The sequence below is a fragment of the Burkholderiaceae bacterium DAT-1 genome, assembly GCA_019084025.1.
Taxonomy (GTDB): Bacteria; Pseudomonadota; Gammaproteobacteria; order Burkholderiales; family Chitinimonadaceae; genus DAT-1.
The window spans coordinates 71868-91208 of the sequence record JAHRBI010000001.1 but is presented as its reverse complement, the minus strand read 5'-3'; the positions used below and the strand labels follow the sequence as shown (position 1 = coordinate 91208).

General features: G+C 52.9%; 18 protein-coding genes and 2 tRNA genes. 19 read left to right on the top strand and 1 reads right to left on the bottom strand.

The genetic code is table 11. The annotated features are described in order from the left end of the window. The first annotated feature begins 2 nt into the window (after window positions 1-2). The 19 genes from nuoG (at window position 3) to KSF73_00350 (ending at window position 18464) form a co-directional block, all read left to right on the top strand. Window positions 3-2324: an NADH-quinone oxidoreductase subunit NuoG gene (gene nuoG, locus KSF73_00440; GenBank protein MBV1774173.1), complete on the top strand. Its 2322-nt coding sequence runs from the start codon at window positions 3-5 to the stop codon at window positions 2322-2324. An 11-nt stretch (window positions 2325-2335) separates the two neighbouring features. Then, on the top strand, window positions 2336-3394 hold the full coding sequence (gene nuoH / locus KSF73_00435; protein MBV1774172.1) for an NADH-quinone oxidoreductase subunit NuoH: 1059 nt from the start codon (window positions 2336-2338) through the stop codon (window positions 3392-3394). Window positions 3395-3413: 19 nt separating this feature from the next. Next, window positions 3414-3902, top strand: coding sequence for an NADH-quinone oxidoreductase subunit NuoI (gene nuoI, locus KSF73_00430; protein ID MBV1774171.1), 489 nt, complete (start codon window positions 3414-3416; stop codon window positions 3900-3902). Between the two features lie 45 nt (window positions 3903-3947). After that, complete coding sequence (locus KSF73_00425; protein ID MBV1774170.1) at window positions 3948-4586, top strand: NADH-quinone oxidoreductase subunit J; 639 nt, start codon at window positions 3948-3950, stop codon at window positions 4584-4586. Window positions 4587-4607: 21 nt separating this feature from the next. Further along, window positions 4608-4913: an NADH-quinone oxidoreductase subunit NuoK gene (gene nuoK / locus KSF73_00420; protein MBV1774169.1), complete on the top strand. Its 306-nt coding sequence runs from the start codon at window positions 4608-4610 to the stop codon at window positions 4911-4913. A 94-nt stretch (window positions 4914-5007) separates the two neighbouring features. Next, complete coding sequence (gene nuoL, locus KSF73_00415) at window positions 5008-7065, top strand: NADH-quinone oxidoreductase subunit L (protein ID MBV1774168.1); 2058 nt, start codon at window positions 5008-5010, stop codon at window positions 7063-7065. Window positions 7066-7109: 44 nt separating this feature from the next. Next, a complete protein-coding gene (locus KSF73_00410) occupies window positions 7110-8624 on the top strand; it encodes an NADH-quinone oxidoreductase subunit M (GenBank protein ID MBV1774167.1) in 1515 nt (504 codons plus the stop codon). Between the two features lie 36 nt (window positions 8625-8660). Further along, complete coding sequence (gene nuoN, locus KSF73_00405; protein ID MBV1774166.1) at window positions 8661-10112, top strand: NADH-quinone oxidoreductase subunit NuoN; 1452 nt, start codon at window positions 8661-8663, stop codon at window positions 10110-10112. Window positions 10113-10114: 2 nt separating this feature from the next. Next, window positions 10115-10414, top strand: coding sequence for a DUF2818 family protein (locus tag KSF73_00400; protein ID MBV1774165.1), 300 nt, complete (start codon window positions 10115-10117; stop codon window positions 10412-10414). 117 nt (window positions 10415-10531) lie between these two features. Next, a tRNA-Val gene (locus KSF73_00395) sits at window positions 10532-10608 on the top strand. A 154-nt stretch (window positions 10609-10762) separates the two neighbouring features. Continuing rightward, the gene (thrS, locus tag KSF73_00390) at window positions 10763-12667 is read left to right on the top strand and encodes a threonine--tRNA ligase (protein ID MBV1774164.1); all 1905 of its coding nucleotides are present in this window, start codon (window positions 10763-10765) and stop codon (window positions 12665-12667) included. 20 nt (window positions 12668-12687) lie between these two features. After that, on the top strand, window positions 12688-13272 hold the full coding sequence (gene infC, locus KSF73_00385) for a translation initiation factor IF-3 (GenBank protein ID MBV1774163.1): 585 nt from the start codon (window positions 12688-12690) through the stop codon (window positions 13270-13272). Window positions 13273-13417: 145 nt separating this feature from the next. Further along, window positions 13418-13618 carry a 50S ribosomal protein L35 gene (gene rpmI / locus KSF73_00380; GenBank protein MBV1774162.1) on the top strand — a complete coding sequence of 67 codons (201 nt, stop codon included), beginning with the start codon at window positions 13418-13420 and terminating at the stop codon, window positions 13616-13618. Window positions 13619-13641: 23 nt separating this feature from the next. Beyond that, the gene (gene rplT, locus KSF73_00375; GenBank protein ID MBV1774161.1) at window positions 13642-14001 is read left to right on the top strand and encodes a 50S ribosomal protein L20; all 360 of its coding nucleotides are present in this window, start codon (window positions 13642-13644) and stop codon (window positions 13999-14001) included. A 154-nt stretch (window positions 14002-14155) separates the two neighbouring features. After that, on the top strand, window positions 14156-15169 hold the full coding sequence (pheS, locus tag KSF73_00370; GenBank protein ID MBV1774160.1) for a phenylalanine--tRNA ligase subunit alpha: 1014 nt from the start codon (window positions 14156-14158) through the stop codon (window positions 15167-15169). A 24-nt stretch (window positions 15170-15193) separates the two neighbouring features. Continuing rightward, window positions 15194-17557 (top strand): phenylalanine--tRNA ligase subunit beta, encoded by a 2364-nt coding sequence (gene pheT, locus KSF73_00365; GenBank protein MBV1774159.1) that lies wholly within the window; start codon window positions 15194-15196, stop codon window positions 17555-17557. A gap of 73 nt (window positions 17558-17630) precedes the next feature. Beyond that, complete coding sequence (locus KSF73_00360; GenBank protein MBV1774158.1) at window positions 17631-18002, top strand: integration host factor subunit alpha; 372 nt, start codon at window positions 17631-17633, stop codon at window positions 18000-18002. Then, window positions 17971-18342: a MerR family transcriptional regulator gene (locus tag KSF73_00355; GenBank protein MBV1774157.1), complete on the top strand. Its 372-nt coding sequence runs from the start codon at window positions 17971-17973 to the stop codon at window positions 18340-18342. Before KSF73_00360 ends, KSF73_00355 begins: the two co-directional genes overlap by 32 nt. Window positions 18343-18387: 45 nt before the next feature. Continuing rightward, window positions 18388-18464, top strand: a tRNA-Pro gene (locus tag KSF73_00350). Window positions 18465-18607: 143 nt separating this feature from the next. Here the strand turns inward: KSF73_00350 and KSF73_00345 are convergent. Further along, entirely contained in the window at window positions 18608-19138 is a 531-nt protein-coding gene (locus tag KSF73_00345) for an ATP-binding domain-containing protein (GenBank protein ID MBV1774156.1), read from the bottom strand. Window positions 19139-19341 lie beyond the last annotated feature (203 nt).

Here is a 19341-nt window from a genome sequence, read left to right as displayed (position 1 = left end):
TCATGCTAGAAATCGAAATCGACGGTAAGAAACTGACGGTACCTGACGGTAGCACGGTAATCGAGGCAGCCCGCGCAAACGGGACCTATATTCCGCATTTCTGCTACCACAAGAAGCTGTCAATTGCGGCAAACTGCCGCATGTGTCTTGTGCAAGTTGAGAAGGCACCAAAGCCGCTGCCTGCCTGTGCTACTCCAGTCACGGATGGCATGAAGGTATTCACGCATTCCGACATGGCCGTTAAGGCCCAGCAGGGTGTGATGGAGTTCCTGCTGATCAATCACCCGCTGGATTGCCCGATCTGCGATCAGGGTGGGGAATGTCAGTTGCAGGATCTGGCAGTTGGATACGGCGGCAGTGCTTCTCGTTATGAAGAAGACAAGCGTGTTGTGTCCAATAAGGATCTAGGTCCGCTGATTTCTACTGACATGACCCGTTGCATCCATTGCACGCGTTGTGTACGTTTCACCGAGGAAATCGCTGGACTGCAAGAAATTGGAATGGCTCATCGTGGTGAGCATTCTGAAATTATGTCCTTTGTCGGTATGACGGTCGATTCAGAAATCTCCGGCAATGTCATCGATTTGTGCCCGGTAGGCGCGCTGACCTCCAAGCCATTCCGTTACACAGCGCGTACGTGGGAACTGTCACGTCGCAAGAGTGTGAGTCCGCACGATGGTCTCGGCGCAAATCTGGTGGTTCAGGTGAAGCAGAATCGCGTGATGCGCGTGCTGCCGCTAGAAAACGAATCGGTAAACGAATGCTGGATTGCCGACCGTGATCGTTTCTCCTACGAAGCACTGAACAGTGCGGATCGTCTGCAAAAACCGATGCTGAAGCAAGGCGGTCAGTGGATTGAAACTGACTGGCAGACAGCGCTGGAATACGTTGCTAATGGATTGAAATCCGTCGTGCGCGATCATGGAGCAGATTCGGTCGCCGCAGTAGGTTCCGCACATTCCACCATCGAAGAATTGTTCCTGCTGAATAAGCTGGTGCGTGGCGGTCTTGGTGTGGATGCCGTCGACACACGCGGTCGTGAGTCGGATAGCCGTCTGGCTTCTGCGCAGGCCGGTGTGAGCTGGCTGGGTCAAACCATTTCTTCCTTGGCAGCATCGAGTGCTGTGCTGGTTGTTGGTTCGAACCTGCGCAAGGAACAACCGCTGATCGCACAGCGTCTGCGTCATACTGTTAAGCATGGCGGCAAGCTGTCCATTCTGGCACTGGCCGACGACAACCTGCTGTGCAAGGTCGAAAACAAACTGATCGTTCGCGCAGACCAACTGGTTGAGTCGCTCGCGTCAGTTGTGAAGGCGGCTGCGGAAATCAAAGGCGCAATATTGCCGGCGGGTGTCGAATCGGCACACGTTTCCGATACGGCGCGTCGGATCGCTCAATCATTGATTGAAGCCGCACAAACTGAAGGTAAGCATGCCAGTGTGGTGTTCGGCAATCTGGCCGCAAACCATCCCCGTGCCGCGGAACTTGCGGTGCTTGGTAATCAACTGTCTGAGTTGACTGGTGCAACGTTCGGCTGGATGTCGGCTGCAGCAAACACGGTTGGTGCACAGATTGTCAGCCTGTCCAAACAGCCTGCAGCTTTTGCAAAAGCACGTAAGGCATTTGTACTGTTTGGCGCTGAGGCAATCGATGCGGCAAATACTGCCCAGGCTCAGACCGCACTGAGTCAGGCCGAAATGGTTGTTGTCGCATCACCGTTCAAGCACAGCCTGGATGTCGCGGATGTGCTGCTGCCAATTGCACCGTTTAGCGAAACGGCCGGTACCTTTGTGAATATGGAAGGTTTGCCGCAGTCTTTCAATGGTGTGGTGAAGCCGCTTGGTGATACCCGTCCAGGTTGGAAGGTATTGCGCGTTCTCGGCAACCTGCTGGGGCTCAATGGCTTCGATTATGAAACGGCTGAAGCTGTACGCGTTGAAGCGCTGCCGCAAGGTGCGGACTCTGTTAAGTCACTGCTGAATAATGCGGTTAATTCAGTCGGTATTCAGTTGAATGCCACATCTGGCTTGGTTCGCTTGGGTGAAGTCCCGATTTATCAGTCTGATGCATTGGTGCGCCGTGCGCCTTCCTTGCAGGCGACTAAGGATGCTGCTGCGCCTGTGGTGGGGGTGTCTGCCTCTACTGCTGCGACGCTGGGTCTGAAGGATGGCCAGCAGGTGCGTGTGAAGCAGGATGGTGAAGTTGTACTGCCACTTGTAATCGATACGACACTGCCTGAAGGTGTGGTTCGTGTGGCCGCCGGACATCCTGCTACGGCTGTACTCGGAGCTGCATTCGGCAATCTGACTGTTGCTGGTGCGTGAGGAACAGAACAATGATCGAAACAATGCATAATGGCTTGATCTCGATGTTAGGCGCTACGGGCGGTGAGACCGCTTGGGCGCTCATCAAGATTATTCTGATTGTTGCCCCGCTGTTTGGTTGTGTTGCCTACCTGACGCTCGCAGAACGTAAGGTGATTGGTTACATCCAGATCCGTATTGGCCCGAATCGTGTGGGTCCGTTCGGTTTGCTGCAACCGATCGCCGATGGTATCAAACTGCTACTGAAGGAAATCATTTCGCCGACCAAAGCGTCGACCGGTTTGTATTTCTTTGCGCCGATCATGGTTTTGGCGCCGTCGCTCGCTGCTTGGGCAGTCGTACCGTTTGCTCCGGAAGTGGTGCTGGCTAATGTGAATGCCGGTCTGCTGTATGTGATGGCAATTACCTCACTCGGTGTGTATGGCATCATTGTCGCGGGCTGGGCTTCAAACTCGAAATATGCCTTCCTTGGTGCGATGCGAGCTTCTGCTCAGGTGATTTCCTACGAACTGGCGATGGGTTTCGCACTGGTTGGCGTACTCATGGTGTCAGGCAGTCTGAATCTGACTGAAATCGTGAATGGTCAGGCCAAGGGTATTGCCGGTGGCTCGATCTTTTCATGGAACTGGTTGCCGCTGTTCCCGCTCTTTCTGGTCTATTTGATTTCGGGCATTGCCGAAACGAATCGTGCGCCATTTGACGTGACCGAAGGTGAGTCGGAAATCGTTGCCGGACATATGATCGAGTATTCAGGCATGAGTTTTGCCCTGTTCTTCCTGGGTGAATATGCCAACATGATCCTGATTGCAATCATGACATCGATCATGTTCCTTGGAGGCTGGTTGTCACCATTGCCTGCAAGCATGGGCATGCTGGGTGCTTCGAGTTTTGTCTGGCTTGCTCTCAAGACAGCGTTTATTCTGTTCTGTTTCCTGTGGTTCCGTGCGACTTTCCCTCGATATCGCTATGACCAGGTGATGCGTTTGGGCTGGAAGATTTTCATCCCCGTCACGCTGGTATGGATCGTGGTGGTGGCAACCTGGATGCAAACGTCTTACTCACTGTGGTAATCGGGAACGAGACTGAAACATGGAAAAGATTCATCACTTCTTCAAGTCCTTCCTGCTGTTCGAGCTGGTCAAGGGCCTTGCACTGACAGGTCGCTACCTGTTCCAGCGCAAGATTACGGTGCAGTTTCCGGAAGAAAAAACACCTTACAGCCCGCGTTTCCGTGGTCTGCATGCACAACGCCGATACGCCAATGGCGAAGAGCGTTGCATTGCTTGTAAGCTGTGTGAGGCAGTTTGTCCGGCGATGGCCATTACGATCGAGTCCGAGGTGCGTGACGATGGCACTCGTCGTACCTCCCGATACGATATCGATCTGACCAAGTGCATCTTCTGTGGGTTCTGTGAAGAAGCTTGTCCGGTCGATGCCATCGTGGAAACGCATGTGTACGAATACCACGGCGAAAAACGTGGTGATCTGTACTACACCAAGCCGATGTTGCTAGCTGTTGGCGATCGGTACGAAGCAGATATTGCGAAAGCACGTGCGGCTGACGCGAAGTATCGCTGAGTGGAAAACTGTTCAACTTTTAACTATGGGACGTAGCGGAATATCATGACGCTTACTACCGCCGTGTTCTACCTGTTCGCAGCCATCCTGCTGGGCTCTGCCCTCAGAGTGATTACTGCGCGCAATCCGGTGCATGCTGCACTGAGTCTGGTGCTATCGTTTTTCACCGCATCTGTTTTGTGGATGTTGATCGAGGCTGAATTCCTCGCCATTTCCCTTGTGCTTGTTTACGTGGGCGCGGTGATGGTGCTTTTCCTCTTCGTGGTGATGATGCTGGACATTAATTTCGAAGAGTTGCGTAAGGGATTCTGGAGCTATCTGCCAACTGCAGCAGTTGTTGGTGGGATCATGGCAGTTGAAATGCTGGCAGTTCTTCTGACGCGTGACACTGGTCTCGGCGGTTATGGTGCAGTGGCGCCAATTCCAGCCGGTGAAACAAATCTGCATCAACTTGGTGTGCCGATCTACACCCATTACCTGTTCCCGTTTGAACTGGCTGCGGTGTTGCTGGTTGTGGCGATCATTGCTGCGATTTCCTTGACGGTTCGTAAGCGGAAAAATACTCGCTATCTCAACCCGGCAGATCAGATTGCGGTCAAGAAGGCGGATCGAGTGCGTATCGTCAAGATGGCCGCTGAAGTCGAAGTGGTTGAACAAGTCGATGCCGATAAGCCGGCTGCGTAACTGGAAAGCACAAGGATACCTATCGTGACTTTGACCCATTACCTTGTACTTGCAGCATTGCTGTTTGCCGTTGCAGTGTTTGGCATTTTCATGAATCGCAAAAACATCATTGTGTTGCTGATGGCGATTGAGTTGATGTTGCTGGCGGTGAATATCAATTTCGTCGCGTTTTCCAAGTTCCTCGGCAACGTAGACGGACAGATTTTCGTGTTCTTTATTTTGACGGTTGCAGCAGCGGAATCTGCCATTGGTCTGGCGATTCTGGTGGTGCTGTTCCGTAACCTGCGTTCGATCAACGTGCAGGATCTGGGTTCCCTGAAGGGATAACCCGGTCTTTGGCGGTGTTGCTTCTAGCAGCACCTTGCAGCGAAACGTGGCCACGAAAGTGGCCTGAAGAAAACAGATTAGATTGCCTGCAATCATGGATAAACCGACGCTTTACTTGTTGATCCCACTCTTTCCCCTGTTCGGGGCGATTCTGGCTGGCCTTTTTGGCCGCCTGATCGGACGAGCTGGTGCGCACACTGTCACGATTCTAGGTGTGGCCGCCGCGTGCGTATGCTCGATCAACGTCCTCTGGGATTTGATGCACGGTGGTGCTGCTTACAATGGCAATGTGTATACCGCGCTGACTATTGATGGGATCGATGTCAATGTCGGTTTCCTGGTGGATAAGCTGACTGCCATGATGATGGTTGTGGTGACGTTCGTATCACTGATGGTTCACCTGTACACCATCGGCTACATGCATGACGATCCTGGGTATCAGCGTTTCTTCAGCTACATTTCTTTGTTTACCTTCTCCATGCTGATGCTGGTGATGAGTAACAACTTCGTGCAGTTGTTCTTTGGCTGGGAAGCAGTGGGTTTGGTGTCCTACTTGCTGATCGGTTTCTGGTATACACGCCCGACAGCCATTTTTGCCAATCTCAAGGCGTTCCTGGTTAACCGCGTTGGTGACTTTGGTTTCCTGCTGGGCATTGGTCTTGTACTGACCCATTTCGGCACATTTGATTACAAACAGGTATTCGATCAGCTGCAAGGTAGCCAGGCTGCCATCTGGCAAGCCAAGACAATCTCCATATTTTCAGGCGTGCAATGGCCATTGCTCGCAGTAACATGTATTTTGCTGTTCGTCGGCGCGATGGGTAAGTCGGCTCAGTTTCCGCTGCATGTGTGGCTTCCAGATTCGATGGAAGGTCCAACTCCAATTTCCGCGTTGATTCACGCTGCAACAATGGTAACTGCCGGGATCTTCATGGTCGCTCGTATGTCGCCGATCTATGAACTGTCCGATGTTGCACTGAATTTTGTGATGGTGATCGGTGCCATTACAGCGTTGTTCATGGGATTTCTGGGGATCATCCAGAACGATATCAAGCGCGTGGTAGCGTATTCGACGTTGTCTCAGCTTGGTTACATGACGATCGCTCTTGGCGCTTCAGCCTACTCAGTAGCGGTTTTCCATCTGATGACTCACGCATTCTTCAAGGCACTGTTGTTCCTTGGTGCCGGCTCCGTCATCATGGGTATGCATCACGATCAGGACATCCGTAACATGGGTGGTCTGAGCAAGTATATGCGCATTACCTGGTTCACCTCACTGATTGGTTCGCTCGCTTTGATTGGTACGCCGTTCTTCTCCGGCTTCTATTCGAAGGATTCCATCATTGAGGCAGTCAAGGCTTCGCATCTCGCCGGCTCGTCCTTTGCGTATGCTGCAGCTGTGATTGGCGTATTTGTTACTGCTTTCTATTCCTTCCGTATGTACTTCCTGGTCTTCCATGGCGAGGAACGCTTCGGTAAAGCACATGATGACCATCACGGTCACGACGATCATGGCGATGACCATCACCACGGTCTGGCTCCGGGCGAAAAGCCGCATGAGTCGCCATGGGTGGTGACTGTACCGCTGATTGCGCTGGCAATCCCTTCGCTGCTGATTGGCTACTTCGCAATCGAACCGATGCTGTATGGCGATTTCTTCCAGAACATCATCTATAGCGGTGCGCATCCGGTGATGGAAGAAATGACTCATGAATTCCATCATCAATTCCATGATGCTGCGGGTATGGCTCTGCACTCATTCACCAGCCTGCCGTTTATTCTGGCACTGAGCGGCGTGTTGGTTGCATGGTTCTTCTATCTGAAGGCACCGCAGATTCCTGCCAAGATTAAGCAAATGTCCGGGCCGCTGTTCACGCTGCTGGAAAACAAGTACTACATGGATCATCTGTATATTCAGGGTTTTGCTGCCTTCGGACGAGGTGTTGGCAAGGTCTTCTGGAAGCTTGGTGACACCATGCTGATCGACGGATTGTTCGTGAATGGCGCAGCCAAACTGGTTGCGGTGTTCTCCAGCGTTACCCGTCGCCTGCAGTCCGGTTACATCTATCACTATGCATCGGCCATGATTGTGGGTGTGCTGGTGTTCTTGGGATGGTGGCTGTGGCATGGCAATTTCGCGCTGGGTTTCTGACCGGCTAGATAATCGAAAATTGATAAACCTGGGTAAGAGTGGATATGTCTGAACATCTGTTGAATCTGGCGATCTGGGTACCGATAGCGGCCGGTCTGCTGGTTCTGGCTACCGGGGGTGATCGCAACGCCGGTATTGCCAGAGTGTTGGCCTTGCTTGGCGCCCTTGCGGGTTTGGTGGTGACGTTCCCGTTGTTCACCGAATTTGCCGCTTTGCACGGTGGCCCCCAGTTCGAATTCGTTCGGGACTGGATTCCAGCCTTTAACGTCAAATACCATCTTGGCGTTGATGGTTTGTCCATGTTCTTCGTGATCCTGAATGCGTTCACAACACTGCTGGTTGTAATTGCTGGGTGGCAGGTGATTGAGAAGCGAGTCGCGCATTACATGGCCGCCTTCCTGATCATGTCTGGTCTGATCAACGGCGCGTTCGCGTCGCTGGATGCCATTCTGTTTTACTGCTTCTTCGAAGCGATGCTGATTCCGCTCTACCTGATTGTTGGTGTGTGGGGAGGTCCGAATCGTGTGTATGCGGCAATCAAGTTGTTCCTGTACACACTGATGGGTTCGCTGCTGTTGCTGGTTTCGTTTATCTACTTGTATTTCAAGGCTGGCAATACCTTCGACGTATACGCATTCCACCGTCTGCCACTGAGCCTGACTGAGCAAGGCTGGTTGATGATTGCATTCTTCCTGGCATTTGCCGTGAAGGTGCCAATGTTCCCGGTACATACCTGGTTGCCGGATGCGCACGTTGAAGCACCTACTGGTGGTTCCATGGTGCTGGCAGCGATTACGCTGAAGCTTGGCGCATACGGTTTCCTGCGATTTGGCTTGCCGATTGCACCGGATGCTGCGCGTGAATGGGGTTGGATTATTGTTGTACTGTCACTGATTGCGATTGCTTATATTGGTCTGATCGCTTTAGTGCAGAAGGACATGAAGAAGCTGGTTGCATATTCCTCAATCTCGCACATGGGCTTTGCCACGCTGGGGATGTTCATGTTCCTGAATGGTGCGCCGACGACATATGGCCTTGAAGGTGCACTGATCCAGATGATTTCCCACGGCTTCGTATCCGCCGCGATGTTCTTCTGTATTGGCGTCATGTATGACCGTGTTCATTCCCGCAAGATTTCGGATTACGGTGGTGTGGTAAATACCATGCCGAAGTTTGCAGCATTTTTCCTGCTGTTTTCCATGGCAAATTGCGGTCTGCCGGCAACCTCCGGTTTCTGGGGCGAGTTCCTGGTAATCGTCGGTGCAGTTAAGGTGAACTTCTGGTACGCATTCGTGGCCGGTACCACTTTGCTGTTCGGTGCAGCTTACACACTGTGGATGTACAAGCGCGTTGTGTTTGGTGAAGTGGCAAACGAACATGTTGCCGAGTTGAAGGATGTTAATCTCCGCGAATTTGCGGTACTGGCTGTCCTCGCAGTCGCTGTGCTGGGTCTGGGTCTTTATCCGGAAGTGATCAGCTCCAAGCTGCATACAAGCGTGGATTCCCTGATTTGGCAGGTTCAGCAGAGCAAGTTGCCTGCACCTGGCATGCATCAGTAACCGGCGGCTAGATAAGCGAATAAGGAAACAAACAACATGACGTGGGCTACTTTGAATCTGATGCCTGTGCTGCCGGAAATCTGGCTGCTGTGCGCGGCGTCAGCGATCATGCTGATTGATCTGTTCATTAGTGATGAACAAAGGGACGTGACCTTTCTGCTCACGCTCGTGACGTTAGGTGTAGCGGGTCTGTTGACCGCCAATGGCTACAGTTTGGTGCCACGCCCAGCATTTGAAGGGATGGTGGTCGCCGATGCAATGTCCGATATTCTCAAGCTGGGTATGTATGTTGGCGTGGGTCTGGTGGTAATTTACGGCCGCTCCTACGCAAAGGCGCGCGGAATTTTCCGTGGTGAGTTCTTTACACTCACACTGTTCGCGCTGCTTGGCATGATGGTAATGGCGTCGAGCAATAATCTGCTGACACTGTATGTCGGTCTGGAGTTACTCTCTCTGTCCCTCTACGCACTGGTTGCAATTCAACGTGACTCGGCGACGGCAACCGAAGCATCCATGAAGTACTTTGTACTGGGTGCGCTGGCCTCCGGTATGTTGCTGTATGGCATGTCCATGATTTACGGTGCCACCGGTTCGCTCGACCTGCATGTGATTGCACAGCATATCGCTGCTGGTGCCAATCGTACCTTGCTGGTGTTCGGTCTGGTCTTTCTGGTTGCAGGTATCGCTTTCAAGCTGGGCAATGTGCCGTTCCATATGTGGGTACCTGACGTGTACCAAGGTGCGCCTACCGTTGTAACGATGTTGCTGGGTTCGGCGCCCAAGCTCGCTGCCTTTGCTTTCGTCATCCGTTTACTGGTTGTGGGTCTGGGTGCGTTGCAGAAAGACTGGCAGGGCATGCTGATTGTGCTGGCAGTGCTATCTCTCGGTATTGGTAATATTGTCGCCATTTCGCAAACCAATATTAAGCGCATGTTTGCATACTCCACCATCTCCCACATGGGGTTCCTGCTCCTGGGTATCTTGGCGGGTACTGCGCATGGTTATGCGGCTTCCATGTTCTATGCAATTGTTTACATGCTGATGGCCGCTGCAGGTTTTGGTTCGGTCATGCTGCTGTCCCGCGCGGGTTTCGAGGCTGACAACATCTCTGATTTCAAGGGGCTGGCCAAGCGAAGCCCATGGTTTGCGCTGATGGTGCTGTTCGTCATGTTCTCGATGGCAGGTATTCCGGTCTTCTCCGGTTTCTTCGCCAAGCTGGCAGTCATCCAGGCCGTTGTCGAAGTTGGTATCAAGTGGCTGGCTGTTGTCGCTGTGATCTTCTCCCTGATTGGTGCGTTCTACTATCTGCGTGTCGTCAAGGTGATGTTTATGGATGAGGCGACTGATGATGCTCCGCTGCAAGTGACGCTGGATATGCGCCTTGTGCTGTCGGCGAACGTCTTGCTGATCCTGGTGCTTGGTCTGGTTCCACAGCCATTGCTGAGCCTGTGCTACGAATCTGTTCGACAATCACTCGGGATGCTCTGAGCGTGACTGGTGCAATCTTCATTACATTGGCGGCCTTGGCCGCCAATTTTCCATTTTTCAGCGAGAAAATATTCTTCGTCTATACCGCCGAAAGTGGGCATAAGGCCTTTTCGTGGCGCTTGGCCGAGATGCTGTCTCTGTATCTGTTCGTTGGATTGATCGGTATCTGGCTGGAAAGTCGGCTTGGACCTGTGCAAACCCAGCATTGGCAGTTTTATGCTACTTCCTTTGCACTTTTCATCGTATTTGCATGGCCAGGGTTTGTTTGGCGCTATTTCTGGAAGCGCACAGACAAAGGGTAAGGTGAAGTTTCTTTTTGCTAAGTCATTGAATTAAATGTTATTGGATTGTCTTTAGGAAAAAATGTTGAAAATATGCTTGCGCGATACAAAAGTGTTGTGTAGAATGCGCAGCTCCTCAGGCACGTAGCTCAGCTGGTTAGAGCACCACCTTGACATGGTGGGGGTCGTTGGTTCGAGTCCAATCGTGCCTACCAAACATAGGAAATTCAGAAATGTTACGAACTACAACATCCGTTGTTGGCTAAAAAGTCGCGCGGAGTCGTTTGTCTGAATTTCAAAAAAGTGCGGCTAGTCCGCACTTTTTTTTCGTCCAAAGCTTTTAAAATCTTTCAGAGTCGGGGAAATATCATGCCAGTGGTTACTTTGCCGGATGGCTCGCAACGTCAATATGATCAACCGCTGCGCGTTGCTGATGTGGCCGCCAGCATCGGTGCAGGCCTTGCACGTGCAGCGCTGGCAGGCAAGGTGGATGGCAAGCTGGTTGATACGTCATACGTGATTGATCGTGATGTTCAGCTTGCGATTGTGACGGACAAGGATGCGGATGGTCTTGAGGTGATTCGTCACTCGACCGCCCACTTGCTTGCCTATGCAGTGAAGCAGTTGTTCCCGGAAGCTCAGGTCACCATTGGTCCGGTCATTGAAAATGGCTTTTACTATGACTTTGCGTACAAGCGCCCCTTTACGCCGGAGGATCTGCTCGCCATTGAAAAGAAGATGGCTGAGCTTGCGAAGGCGGATATCCCTGTAGAACGCTATGAATTGTCTCGTGATGAGGCGGTTGCCTACTTCAATGGTATCGGCGAGAAGTACAAGGCCGAGATCATTGAAAGCATCCCGAGTAATGAGGCTTTGTCACTGTATCGCGAGGGTGACTTTACCGATCTCTGTCGCGGCCCTCATGTTCCTTCCACCAGCAAGCTGAAAGTCTTCAAGTTGATGAAGGTTGCGGGTGCGTACTGGCGTGGCGACAGCAAGAATGAGATGTTGCAGCGCATTTACGGTACTGCCTTTGCGAAGAAGGAAGATCTGGACCAGTATCTGTTTATGCTGGAAGAGGCAGAAAAGCGCGATCACCGTAAGCTCGGTAAGCAGCTCGATCTGTTCCACCTTCAGGATGAAGCGCCGGGCATGGTTTTCTGGCATCCGAAAGGCTGGCAGCTGTGGCAATCCATTGAGCAGTTCATTCGTGCCAAGTTGCGCAAAGCCGACTATCAGGAAGTGCGTACACCGCAGATGATGGATGTGACTCTGTGGAAGAAGTCGGGTCACTGGCAGAACTATCAAGAAAACATGTTCATCACCGAGTCCGAAAAGCGCGACTATGCGGTGAAGCCGATGAACTGCCCCGGCCACATCCAGATTTTCCGCTCAGGTCATCATTCGTATCGCGATCTGCCGCTGCGCTATGCCGAGTTTGGTTCGTGTCACCGTAATGAGCCAGGTGGTGCACTGCATGGCATCATGCGCGTGCGTGGCTTTGTGCAGGATGATGGCCATATCTTCTGTACTGAAGAGCAGATTAATGCCGAGGTGAAGAGCTTCCACCAGTTCACCATGAGCGTGTACGACACATTTGGCTTTGATAATGTCCAGATCAAGCTCGCACTGCGCCCGGAAAAGCGTCTTGGTACCGAGGAGACTTGGGATCGGGCGGAAGAGGGTATGCGTGAGGCGTTGCGATCCTGCGGTGTCGAGTGGATCGAGTTGCCGGGCGAGGGGGCATTCTATGGCCCCAAGATCGAATATCATGTGAAGGATGCGCTGGGGCGCTCATGGCAGTGCGGTACGATGCAGCTCGATTTCATGATGCCGGAGAATCTGGATTGTGAATATGTGGCTGACGATAACAGCCGCCGACGGCCGGTCATGCTTCATCGCGCAGCACTCGGTTCGCTGGAGCGTTTCATCGGTATTTTGATCGAAAACCATGCTGGGGCCTTCCCGTTCTGGCTGTCGCCGATTCAAGCCGTTGTCATGAGTATCAGTGAACATCAGGCTGATCGTGCTCAAGAAGTGACCGCGCAATTGCGTGAAGCGGGATTCCGTGTCGAGTCAGACTTGAGAAATGACAAAATTAGCTATAAAATTCGGGAACATAGCTTGCAGAAGCTTCCCTATCAGCTTGTGATTGGTGATAAGGAAAAAGCAGGCGGCGTAGTTGCCGTGCGTTCCCGTGGTGGTGAGGATCTCGGTCAGATGTCGGTGGAGCAGTTGATTGCCCGCTGGCGTGCCGAAACCCCGATCATCTAATTCGATTGGTCTAAGGGCCGATGCGGGCGCGCGGCATTTATTTTGCCGCCGTCCGACTATATGTTTTGGGAGTAACGACGATAGCAGCTCCAGAAAAAGAGCCGCGGATCAACGGTGAAATCACCGCACGCGAAATCCGCTTGCAAGGCGACGACGGCGAACAGCTGGGTATTGTAACTTTGTCTCAGGCACTGCAGATGGCTGAGGAACGTGAGGTTGATCTCGTTGAGATTGCGCCGAACGCTCAGCCGCCTGTGTGCCGATTGATGGACTACGGCAAGTTCAAGTACCGCGAAAGCAAAAAGCGCCACGAGCAAAAGCTGAAGCAAAAGCAGGTGCAGATCAAGGAAGTGAAGCTGCGTCCTGGTACCGATGAAAACGATTACCAAGTGAAACTGAAGGCTTTGGTGCGTTTCCTGGAAGAAGGCGATAAGGCAAAGGTGACTTTGCGTTTCCGCGGCCGTGAAATGGCTCACCAGGAAATCGGTCTGGCTCAGCTGAAGCGGATCGAAGCCGATCTGGGTGAACTGGCTGTTGTTGAGCAGTTCCCGAAGCTCGAAGGTCGCCAGATGATCATGATGCTGGGACCGAAAAAGAAATCCTGACGAGCGTGCTTGTCGGATGAGGTAGTGATGAACCTCGCAGGCTGCGTGAGCAGCAAGCCAATCATCACGAAAAGTGTGGTGCCGGGTATTTAAGCGTCAAGTTGTTTGACCACCTTGTGCCAGATATTACTCACAGGAGTTTGTCATGCCAAAGATGAAAACCAAGAGCAGCGCCAAGAAGCGCCTGAAGGTATTGGGCGGTGGCGGCGTTAAGCGCACTAAAGCGTTCAAGCGTCACATCCTGACCAAGAAGACCACTAAGAACAAGCGTCAACTGCGCGGTACCACGATGGTCCACCCGACCAACATGGCTTCCGTACGCGCGATGCTGCCGTACTCTGCTTGATCTTTTAGGAAAAGGAATCCTCCATGCCTCGCGTTAAACGTGGTGTAACAGCTCGCGCTCGTCACAAAAAAGTACTCGCCCTTGCCAAGGGTTTCCGCGGTCGTCGTAAAAACGTATACCGCATTGCCAAGCAAGCGGTAATGAAGGCCGGTCAATACGCATACCGTGACCGTCGTCAGCGCAAGCGCCAATTCCGTCAACTGTGGATCACCCGTATCAATGCAGCTGCACGTGAATTCGGTCTGTCGTACAGCAAGTTCATGAACGGTCTGAAGCGCGCCGCGATCAATGTTGATCGTAAGGTTCTCGCAGATCTGGCCGTGTTTGACAAGGTTGCTTTTGGTGCCCTCGTTGAGAAGGCCAAGGCCAGCCTCGCAGCCTGAGCTAGCAAGAATTGAAAAGGGAGGCGAAAGCCTCCCTTTTTTCATGCTGTGATTTCCAAGTATTGCCTGTCTGCTGACGGGGCGCGCGCCATGCGAATTCGCTTGAGCAACGATTGAGTTCATATCGCCCGCGCATTGAAGGAGTATGACCACCATGAGCCATGTTGATGCCCCGCATGTGAATAGCATTCTGCAAGATGGCCTGAGTGCGCTTGCGGCCACACACGATCCGGTTGAGCTGGAAAACGTCAAGGCACGTTTTCTGGGTAAATCCGGCGCGCTGACCGAATTACTGAAGCAACTGGCAGCGCTGCCGCCAGAAGAAAAACGTGCTCAAGGCGCTGTGATCAATCAGGCCAAGCAGACATTTGAAGCTGCGCTGCAAGGTCGCCGCGACGCGATTGCCGCTGAAAAGCTGGCCAAGCAACTGGAAAGCGAAGCGCTGGATGTGACATTGCCTGGCCGGGGGACACTGGCTGGTGGATTGCACCCGGTGACGCTGGTGCGCGAGCGCATCGTCAATCTGTTCCAGTCTATGGGATTTGAAGTGGCAGATGGCCCGGAAATCGAGTCGGACTGGCATAACTTCGAAGCGCTGAATATCCCGAAGGATCACCCTGCACGTGCAATGCAGGACACCTTCTACGTCGACAACGGCGAAGGTAAGGATCCACTGGTGTTGCGTACCCATACCAGCCCGATTCAGGTTCGCTGGATGCTCGAACATAAGGCGCCAATCAAGATCGTCGCGCCTGGTCGTGTATTCCGTGTGGATTCTGACGCAACGCATTCGCCGATGTTCCATCAAATGGAAGGTCTGTGGGTTGCAGAAGGCGTGAGCTTTGCCGATCTGAAGGCAACGTTGATCGACTTCCTCCGCCGCTTCTTCGAACGCGATGATCTGCAAGTGCGCTTCCGTCCGTCCTTCTTCCCGTTTACCGAACCGTCCGCTGAAGTGGATGTGCTGGGTGAGCGTGGCTGGCTGGAGGTTGGCGGCTGCGGCATGGTGCATCCGAATGTACTGCGCAATGTAGGCATTGATCCGGAAACCAATACAGGTTTTGCATTCGGTATCGGTCTTGATCGTTTTGCCATGCTGTATTACGGCGTGAACGATCTGCGACTGTTCTTTGAAAACGATACTGCTTTCTTGCAGCAGTTCCGTTAAGCCGAATCAACGAGGGATGAATCGATGAAATTCTCTGAAAGCTGGTTGCGTACGCTTGTTGATACGGCGTTGCCGAATGATGAGCTGGCCGAGCTGTTGACCATGGCCGGTTTGGAAGTGGAAGAAAACGAACCTGCTGCACCTGCCTTTACCGGTGTGGTCGTCGCGCAGGTGCTGGAAGTACAAAAGCATGAAAACGCTGAAAAGCTGAACGTCTGCAAGGTGGATGCCGGGCAGGGCGGAGAGCCACTGCAAATTGTCTGTGGCGCACCGAATGTGAAGCCGGGGATCAAGGTGCCGTGTGCGATTGTTGGCGCGGTGCTGCCGGGCGATTTCAAGATTAAAGACGCAAAACTGCGCGGCGTTGAGTCCCGCGGCATGCTGTGCTCGGCTCGCGAACTCGGTGTGAGTGAGGAGAGCGATGGTCTGCTGATTCTGGATGCGGATGCACCTGTTGGGCAGGATTTCCGGACGTTCTATCAGCTCGATGATCGACTGCTGACACTTAAGCTAACACCGAATCGTACCGATTGCCTGAGCCTAAACGGGATTGCCCGCGAAGTGGCTGCGTTGACGGGATCTGCTTTCAAGCCGGTTGAAATCAATGCCGTTGCACCTGTAATTCAGGACAGCCGCAAGGTTGTACTTGAGGCCAAGGATGCCTGTCCGCGTTATACGGGTCGTGTCGTCCGCAATGTGAATGCCGCCGCTGCCACACCGGCATGGATGCGTCGCCGCCTAGAGCGAAGCGGCCTGCGTTCGATCTCGGCACTGGTGGATATCACCAATTACGTGCTGCTCGAACTTGGTCAACCCATGCATGCCTTTGATCACGACAAGCTGAGCGGTGATGTTGTGGTGCGCATGGCCCGTACGGGTGAGTCGCTGGAAGTGTTGAACGGCAAGACGGTCGCGCTGACTGAAGATATGCTTGTGATCGCGGATGCCAATGGCCCGCAGGCCTTGGCCGGCATCATGGGTGGTCAGGCAAGTTCCGTGCAGATTGGTGAAACGCGCGACGTGTTCCTAGAGTCGGCTTTCTTTGCCCCGTCTGTCATTGCAGGCAAGGCACGCCGACTGGGCTTCGGTTCTGATTCAAGCCATCGTTTCGAGCGCGGTATCGACTTTGCTAACTGTGTTCGCGCATTGGAACGCGCCACTGCACTGGTGCTGGAAATCTGCGGTGGCGAAGCCGGTCCGGTCGTTGAGGCTGTCGCCGAGTTGCCTGCTCGTCCGCCGGTCCGTCTGCGCGTTGAGCGTGTGGCCCGCGTGCTGGGTGTGACGCTTCCCAAGGATGAGATTGTTGGCATCCTGTCTCGTCTCGGTCTGGCTGTTGCTGATCAGGACGATCTGATTGTGACGCCGCCTAGCTTCCGCTTCGATATCGAAATCGAGGAAGACTTGATTGAGGAAATCGCACGCGTATTTGGCTACGACAATGTGCCAACCCGTGCGCCGGTATCGAGTCAGGCCATGCTGGCCCGTGATGGACGTGTCCGTCCGGTGATGGCTGTCAAACAGCGCATGGTCGAGCGCGATTATCAGGAAGTGGTGACCTACGCCTTTGTCGAGGAGAGATGGGAGCGTGATTTCGCTGCCAATGTTGACCCGATTCGCCTGATCAATCCGATCGCCAGCCAGATGAGCGTGATGCGATCAACGCTGTTTGGCGGCCTGATTGATAATCTGGCAGGCAATCTGAACCGCAAGCACGAGCGTGTACGTTTATTTGAAGTAGCGCGTGTATTTAGCCGCGAAGGCGAGACGATTCACCAGCCGGAAATGCTGGGCGCTCTGGCATTTGGTAGCCGTCATCCGGAACAGTGGGCAGGGAAGGCAGAACGCATAGATTTCTATGATGTGAAGGCTGATCTGGAAGCCTTGCTGGCACCGGCAGTTGCTACGTTTGAGAAGGTGGCACATCCCGCATTGCACCCTGGACGTGCTGCGCGTGTACTGATCAATGGCGAGGCTGTTGGCGTGATCGGTGAGCTGCATCCTCAGTGGGTGCAGGCTTACGATTTGCCTGCAGCACCAGTCATGTTTGAGATTCAACTGGGTGCGCTGGTGAATCGCGAACTGATTAAGGCTCGTACTGTATCGAAATTCCAACCTGTGCGTCGCGATCTGGCCTTTGTTGTGGATGAAGCAATTGCATTCGCTGATGTGCATGCAACACTGAAGACAACGAGCGGTGCGTTGGTTACTTCGATCGATATCTTCGATGTATATCGAGGGAAAGGTATGCCAGAAGGTAAAAAGAGTCTTGCATTCAAGGTGATATTGCAAGATACTCAGCGCACCCTGACAGATGCAGAGGTTGATTTCGCTATTGCAGCCCTTGTTGCCGCTGTGCAACAGCAGTTTGGTGCTCAATTGCGCAGTTGACATCCGTGCACGGTGAATGCGGGTGCTGGTTTGCCCGATGCGCCGTGCATTTTTTGTCTCCGCAAGATATGTGATGACGTCCTTTGCGACGGCATTTTGTTTCAAGTTTCATGTAGCAAGATCTAGACTTATGACTCTCACCAAAGCCGAACTCGCGGATTTATTGTTCGACAAAGTGGGTCTCAACAAACGTGAGGCCAAAGACATGGTGGAGGCCTTCTTTGAAGAAATCCGCCTTTCGCTAGAATCGGGTGATAGCGTCAAACTCTCCGGTTTTGGCAATTTCCAGTTGCGTGACAAGCCGCAGCGTCCGGGCCGCAACCCCAAGACAGGGGAAGAGATTCCGATCTCCGCACGCCGCGTCGTGACGTTCCATGCCAGTCAGAAGCTGAAGGGAATGGTGGAAGACAATTATGCAAACGGCAAGCTCTCAGCTCCTAACTGAGTTGCCGCCGATTCCAGCTAAGCGCTACTTCACGATCGGTGAGGTCGCCGAGCTGTGCGGCGTCAAGGCACATGTCCTACGCTACTGGGAACAGGAATTTACTCAGTTGCGTCCGGTCAAGCGTCGAGGCAATCGCCGGTACTACCAGCATCACGAGGTACTTCTGGTTCGCCGAATTCGCACGTTGCTGTACGATGAAGGGTTTACGATCAGCGGGGCTCGTAACAAACTGGGGGGACCTGCTGCTCTAGACGCTGCGCATCAGGCAGAAATCGAGCAAATCGAATTGAAGTCTGTTCGCGAGGAGCTACTTGCCTTGCGGGACTGGCTGGATAATTAAGGCTTGCAAAACCATCGAGGTGCGCTATAATCGCGCCTCTTCGGTCGGAGTGTGGCGCAGCCTGGTAGCGCACCTGCATGGGGTGCAGGGGGTCGGAGGTTCGAATCCTCTCACTCCGACCAACGAATTCAAGGCCTTACAGTTGAGCAAGCTGTAGGGCCTTTTGCTATTTATGGGTTTTTCCTCTCAAGCTCATACATACGCTCATACAAGAGTGGGGCGCTAGGAAGCCTCAACAGGGGTGTTCCATATTGTATTTGACGGGTTATCTGCAGGCCTGTTTGATTTTTTCGGCAAATCCAGACGATTGATGCGCGGTGAGCACCAAGGAATTTATCGCCCGTGTCATCCCGACATACAGCACTCGAGCTTGTTCATTGGCATCGTGGCTTGCTAGGGGAAGCTCGCCGATGCCGGGAATGGCGACCATCGAAAATTCCAGGCCTTTGCTCGAATGCAGAGTCAATACGTTCACCTCTTCGACATTTGCATCGTTAGCAGCTGTCAAACCTGATCGGGCAGGAATACCTGCTTGATTGAGCAATGTGACAACCGTTTCAACCTGAGCATTTCGGTAGGCCAATACAGCTATATCTCTTAATGACGTGCCATCAACATTGCATGCGCGAATTTTCTCGGCAATGCACAGTACCTCATCCCGGAAGGTCGGTAGTTCGATGTACTCGGGTTTGGGTCCATGGCGTCCCGCTGTCTGAGGTGCGATGAGGGGCGTGCCGTCTTCTTCAGCTTCCTGTCCGGTGAGATTTTGAGCCAGTGCGCGGTTATAGCACAACACCAATACTGGCGGTGTGTTTGCCCAGATTCACAAGAAGTAACGCATTGTCTCAATTGCATATGACACACCTCCGCCCCCTAACATGGGCGTTTTTCATACGTGCGATGTTTAGAATTCCTCACGGCTTAAATTCAAAAAAAGAATATGTAAATTTCATCATATTGCTTTTTGGAATTTTGCGCCGCATCGTATGATGCCCATCA

Excerpts from the sequence above, each read along its gene's own strand:
- nuoG (MBV1774173.1), top strand. The coding sequence starts at position 3 with ATGCTAGAAATCGAAATCGACGGTAAGAAACTGACGGTACCTGACGGT.
- nuoH (MBV1774172.1), top strand. The coding sequence starts at position 2,336 with ATGATCGAAACAATGCATAATGGCTTGATCTCGATGTTAGGCGCTACG.
- nuoI (MBV1774171.1), top strand. The coding sequence starts at position 3,414 with ATGGAAAAGATTCATCACTTCTTCAAGTCCTTCCTGCTGTTCGAGCTG.
- KSF73_00425 (MBV1774170.1), top strand. The coding sequence starts at position 3,948 with ATGACGCTTACTACCGCCGTGTTCTACCTGTTCGCAGCCATCCTGCTG.
- nuoL (MBV1774168.1), top strand. The coding sequence starts at position 5,008 with ATGGATAAACCGACGCTTTACTTGTTGATCCCACTCTTTCCCCTGTTC.
- KSF73_00410 (MBV1774167.1), top strand. The coding sequence starts at position 7,110 with ATGTCTGAACATCTGTTGAATCTGGCGATCTGGGTACCGATAGCGGCC.
- nuoN (MBV1774166.1), top strand. The coding sequence starts at position 8,661 with ATGACGTGGGCTACTTTGAATCTGATGCCTGTGCTGCCGGAAATCTGG.
- thrS (MBV1774164.1), top strand. The coding sequence starts at position 10,763 with ATGCCAGTGGTTACTTTGCCGGATGGCTCGCAACGTCAATATGATCAA.
- infC (MBV1774163.1), top strand. The coding sequence starts at position 12,688 with ATGCGGGCGCGCGGCATTTATTTTGCCGCCGTCCGACTATATGTTTTG.
- rpmI (MBV1774162.1), top strand. The coding sequence starts at position 13,418 with ATGCCAAAGATGAAAACCAAGAGCAGCGCCAAGAAGCGCCTGAAGGTA.
- rplT (MBV1774161.1), top strand. The coding sequence starts at position 13,642 with ATGCCTCGCGTTAAACGTGGTGTAACAGCTCGCGCTCGTCACAAAAAA.
- pheS (MBV1774160.1), top strand. The coding sequence starts at position 14,156 with ATGAGCCATGTTGATGCCCCGCATGTGAATAGCATTCTGCAAGATGGC.
- pheT (MBV1774159.1), top strand. The coding sequence starts at position 15,194 with ATGAAATTCTCTGAAAGCTGGTTGCGTACGCTTGTTGATACGGCGTTG.
- KSF73_00360 (MBV1774158.1), top strand. The coding sequence starts at position 17,631 with ATGACGTCCTTTGCGACGGCATTTTGTTTCAAGTTTCATGTAGCAAGA.
- KSF73_00355 (MBV1774157.1), top strand. The coding sequence starts at position 17,971 with ATGCAAACGGCAAGCTCTCAGCTCCTAACTGAGTTGCCGCCGATTCCA.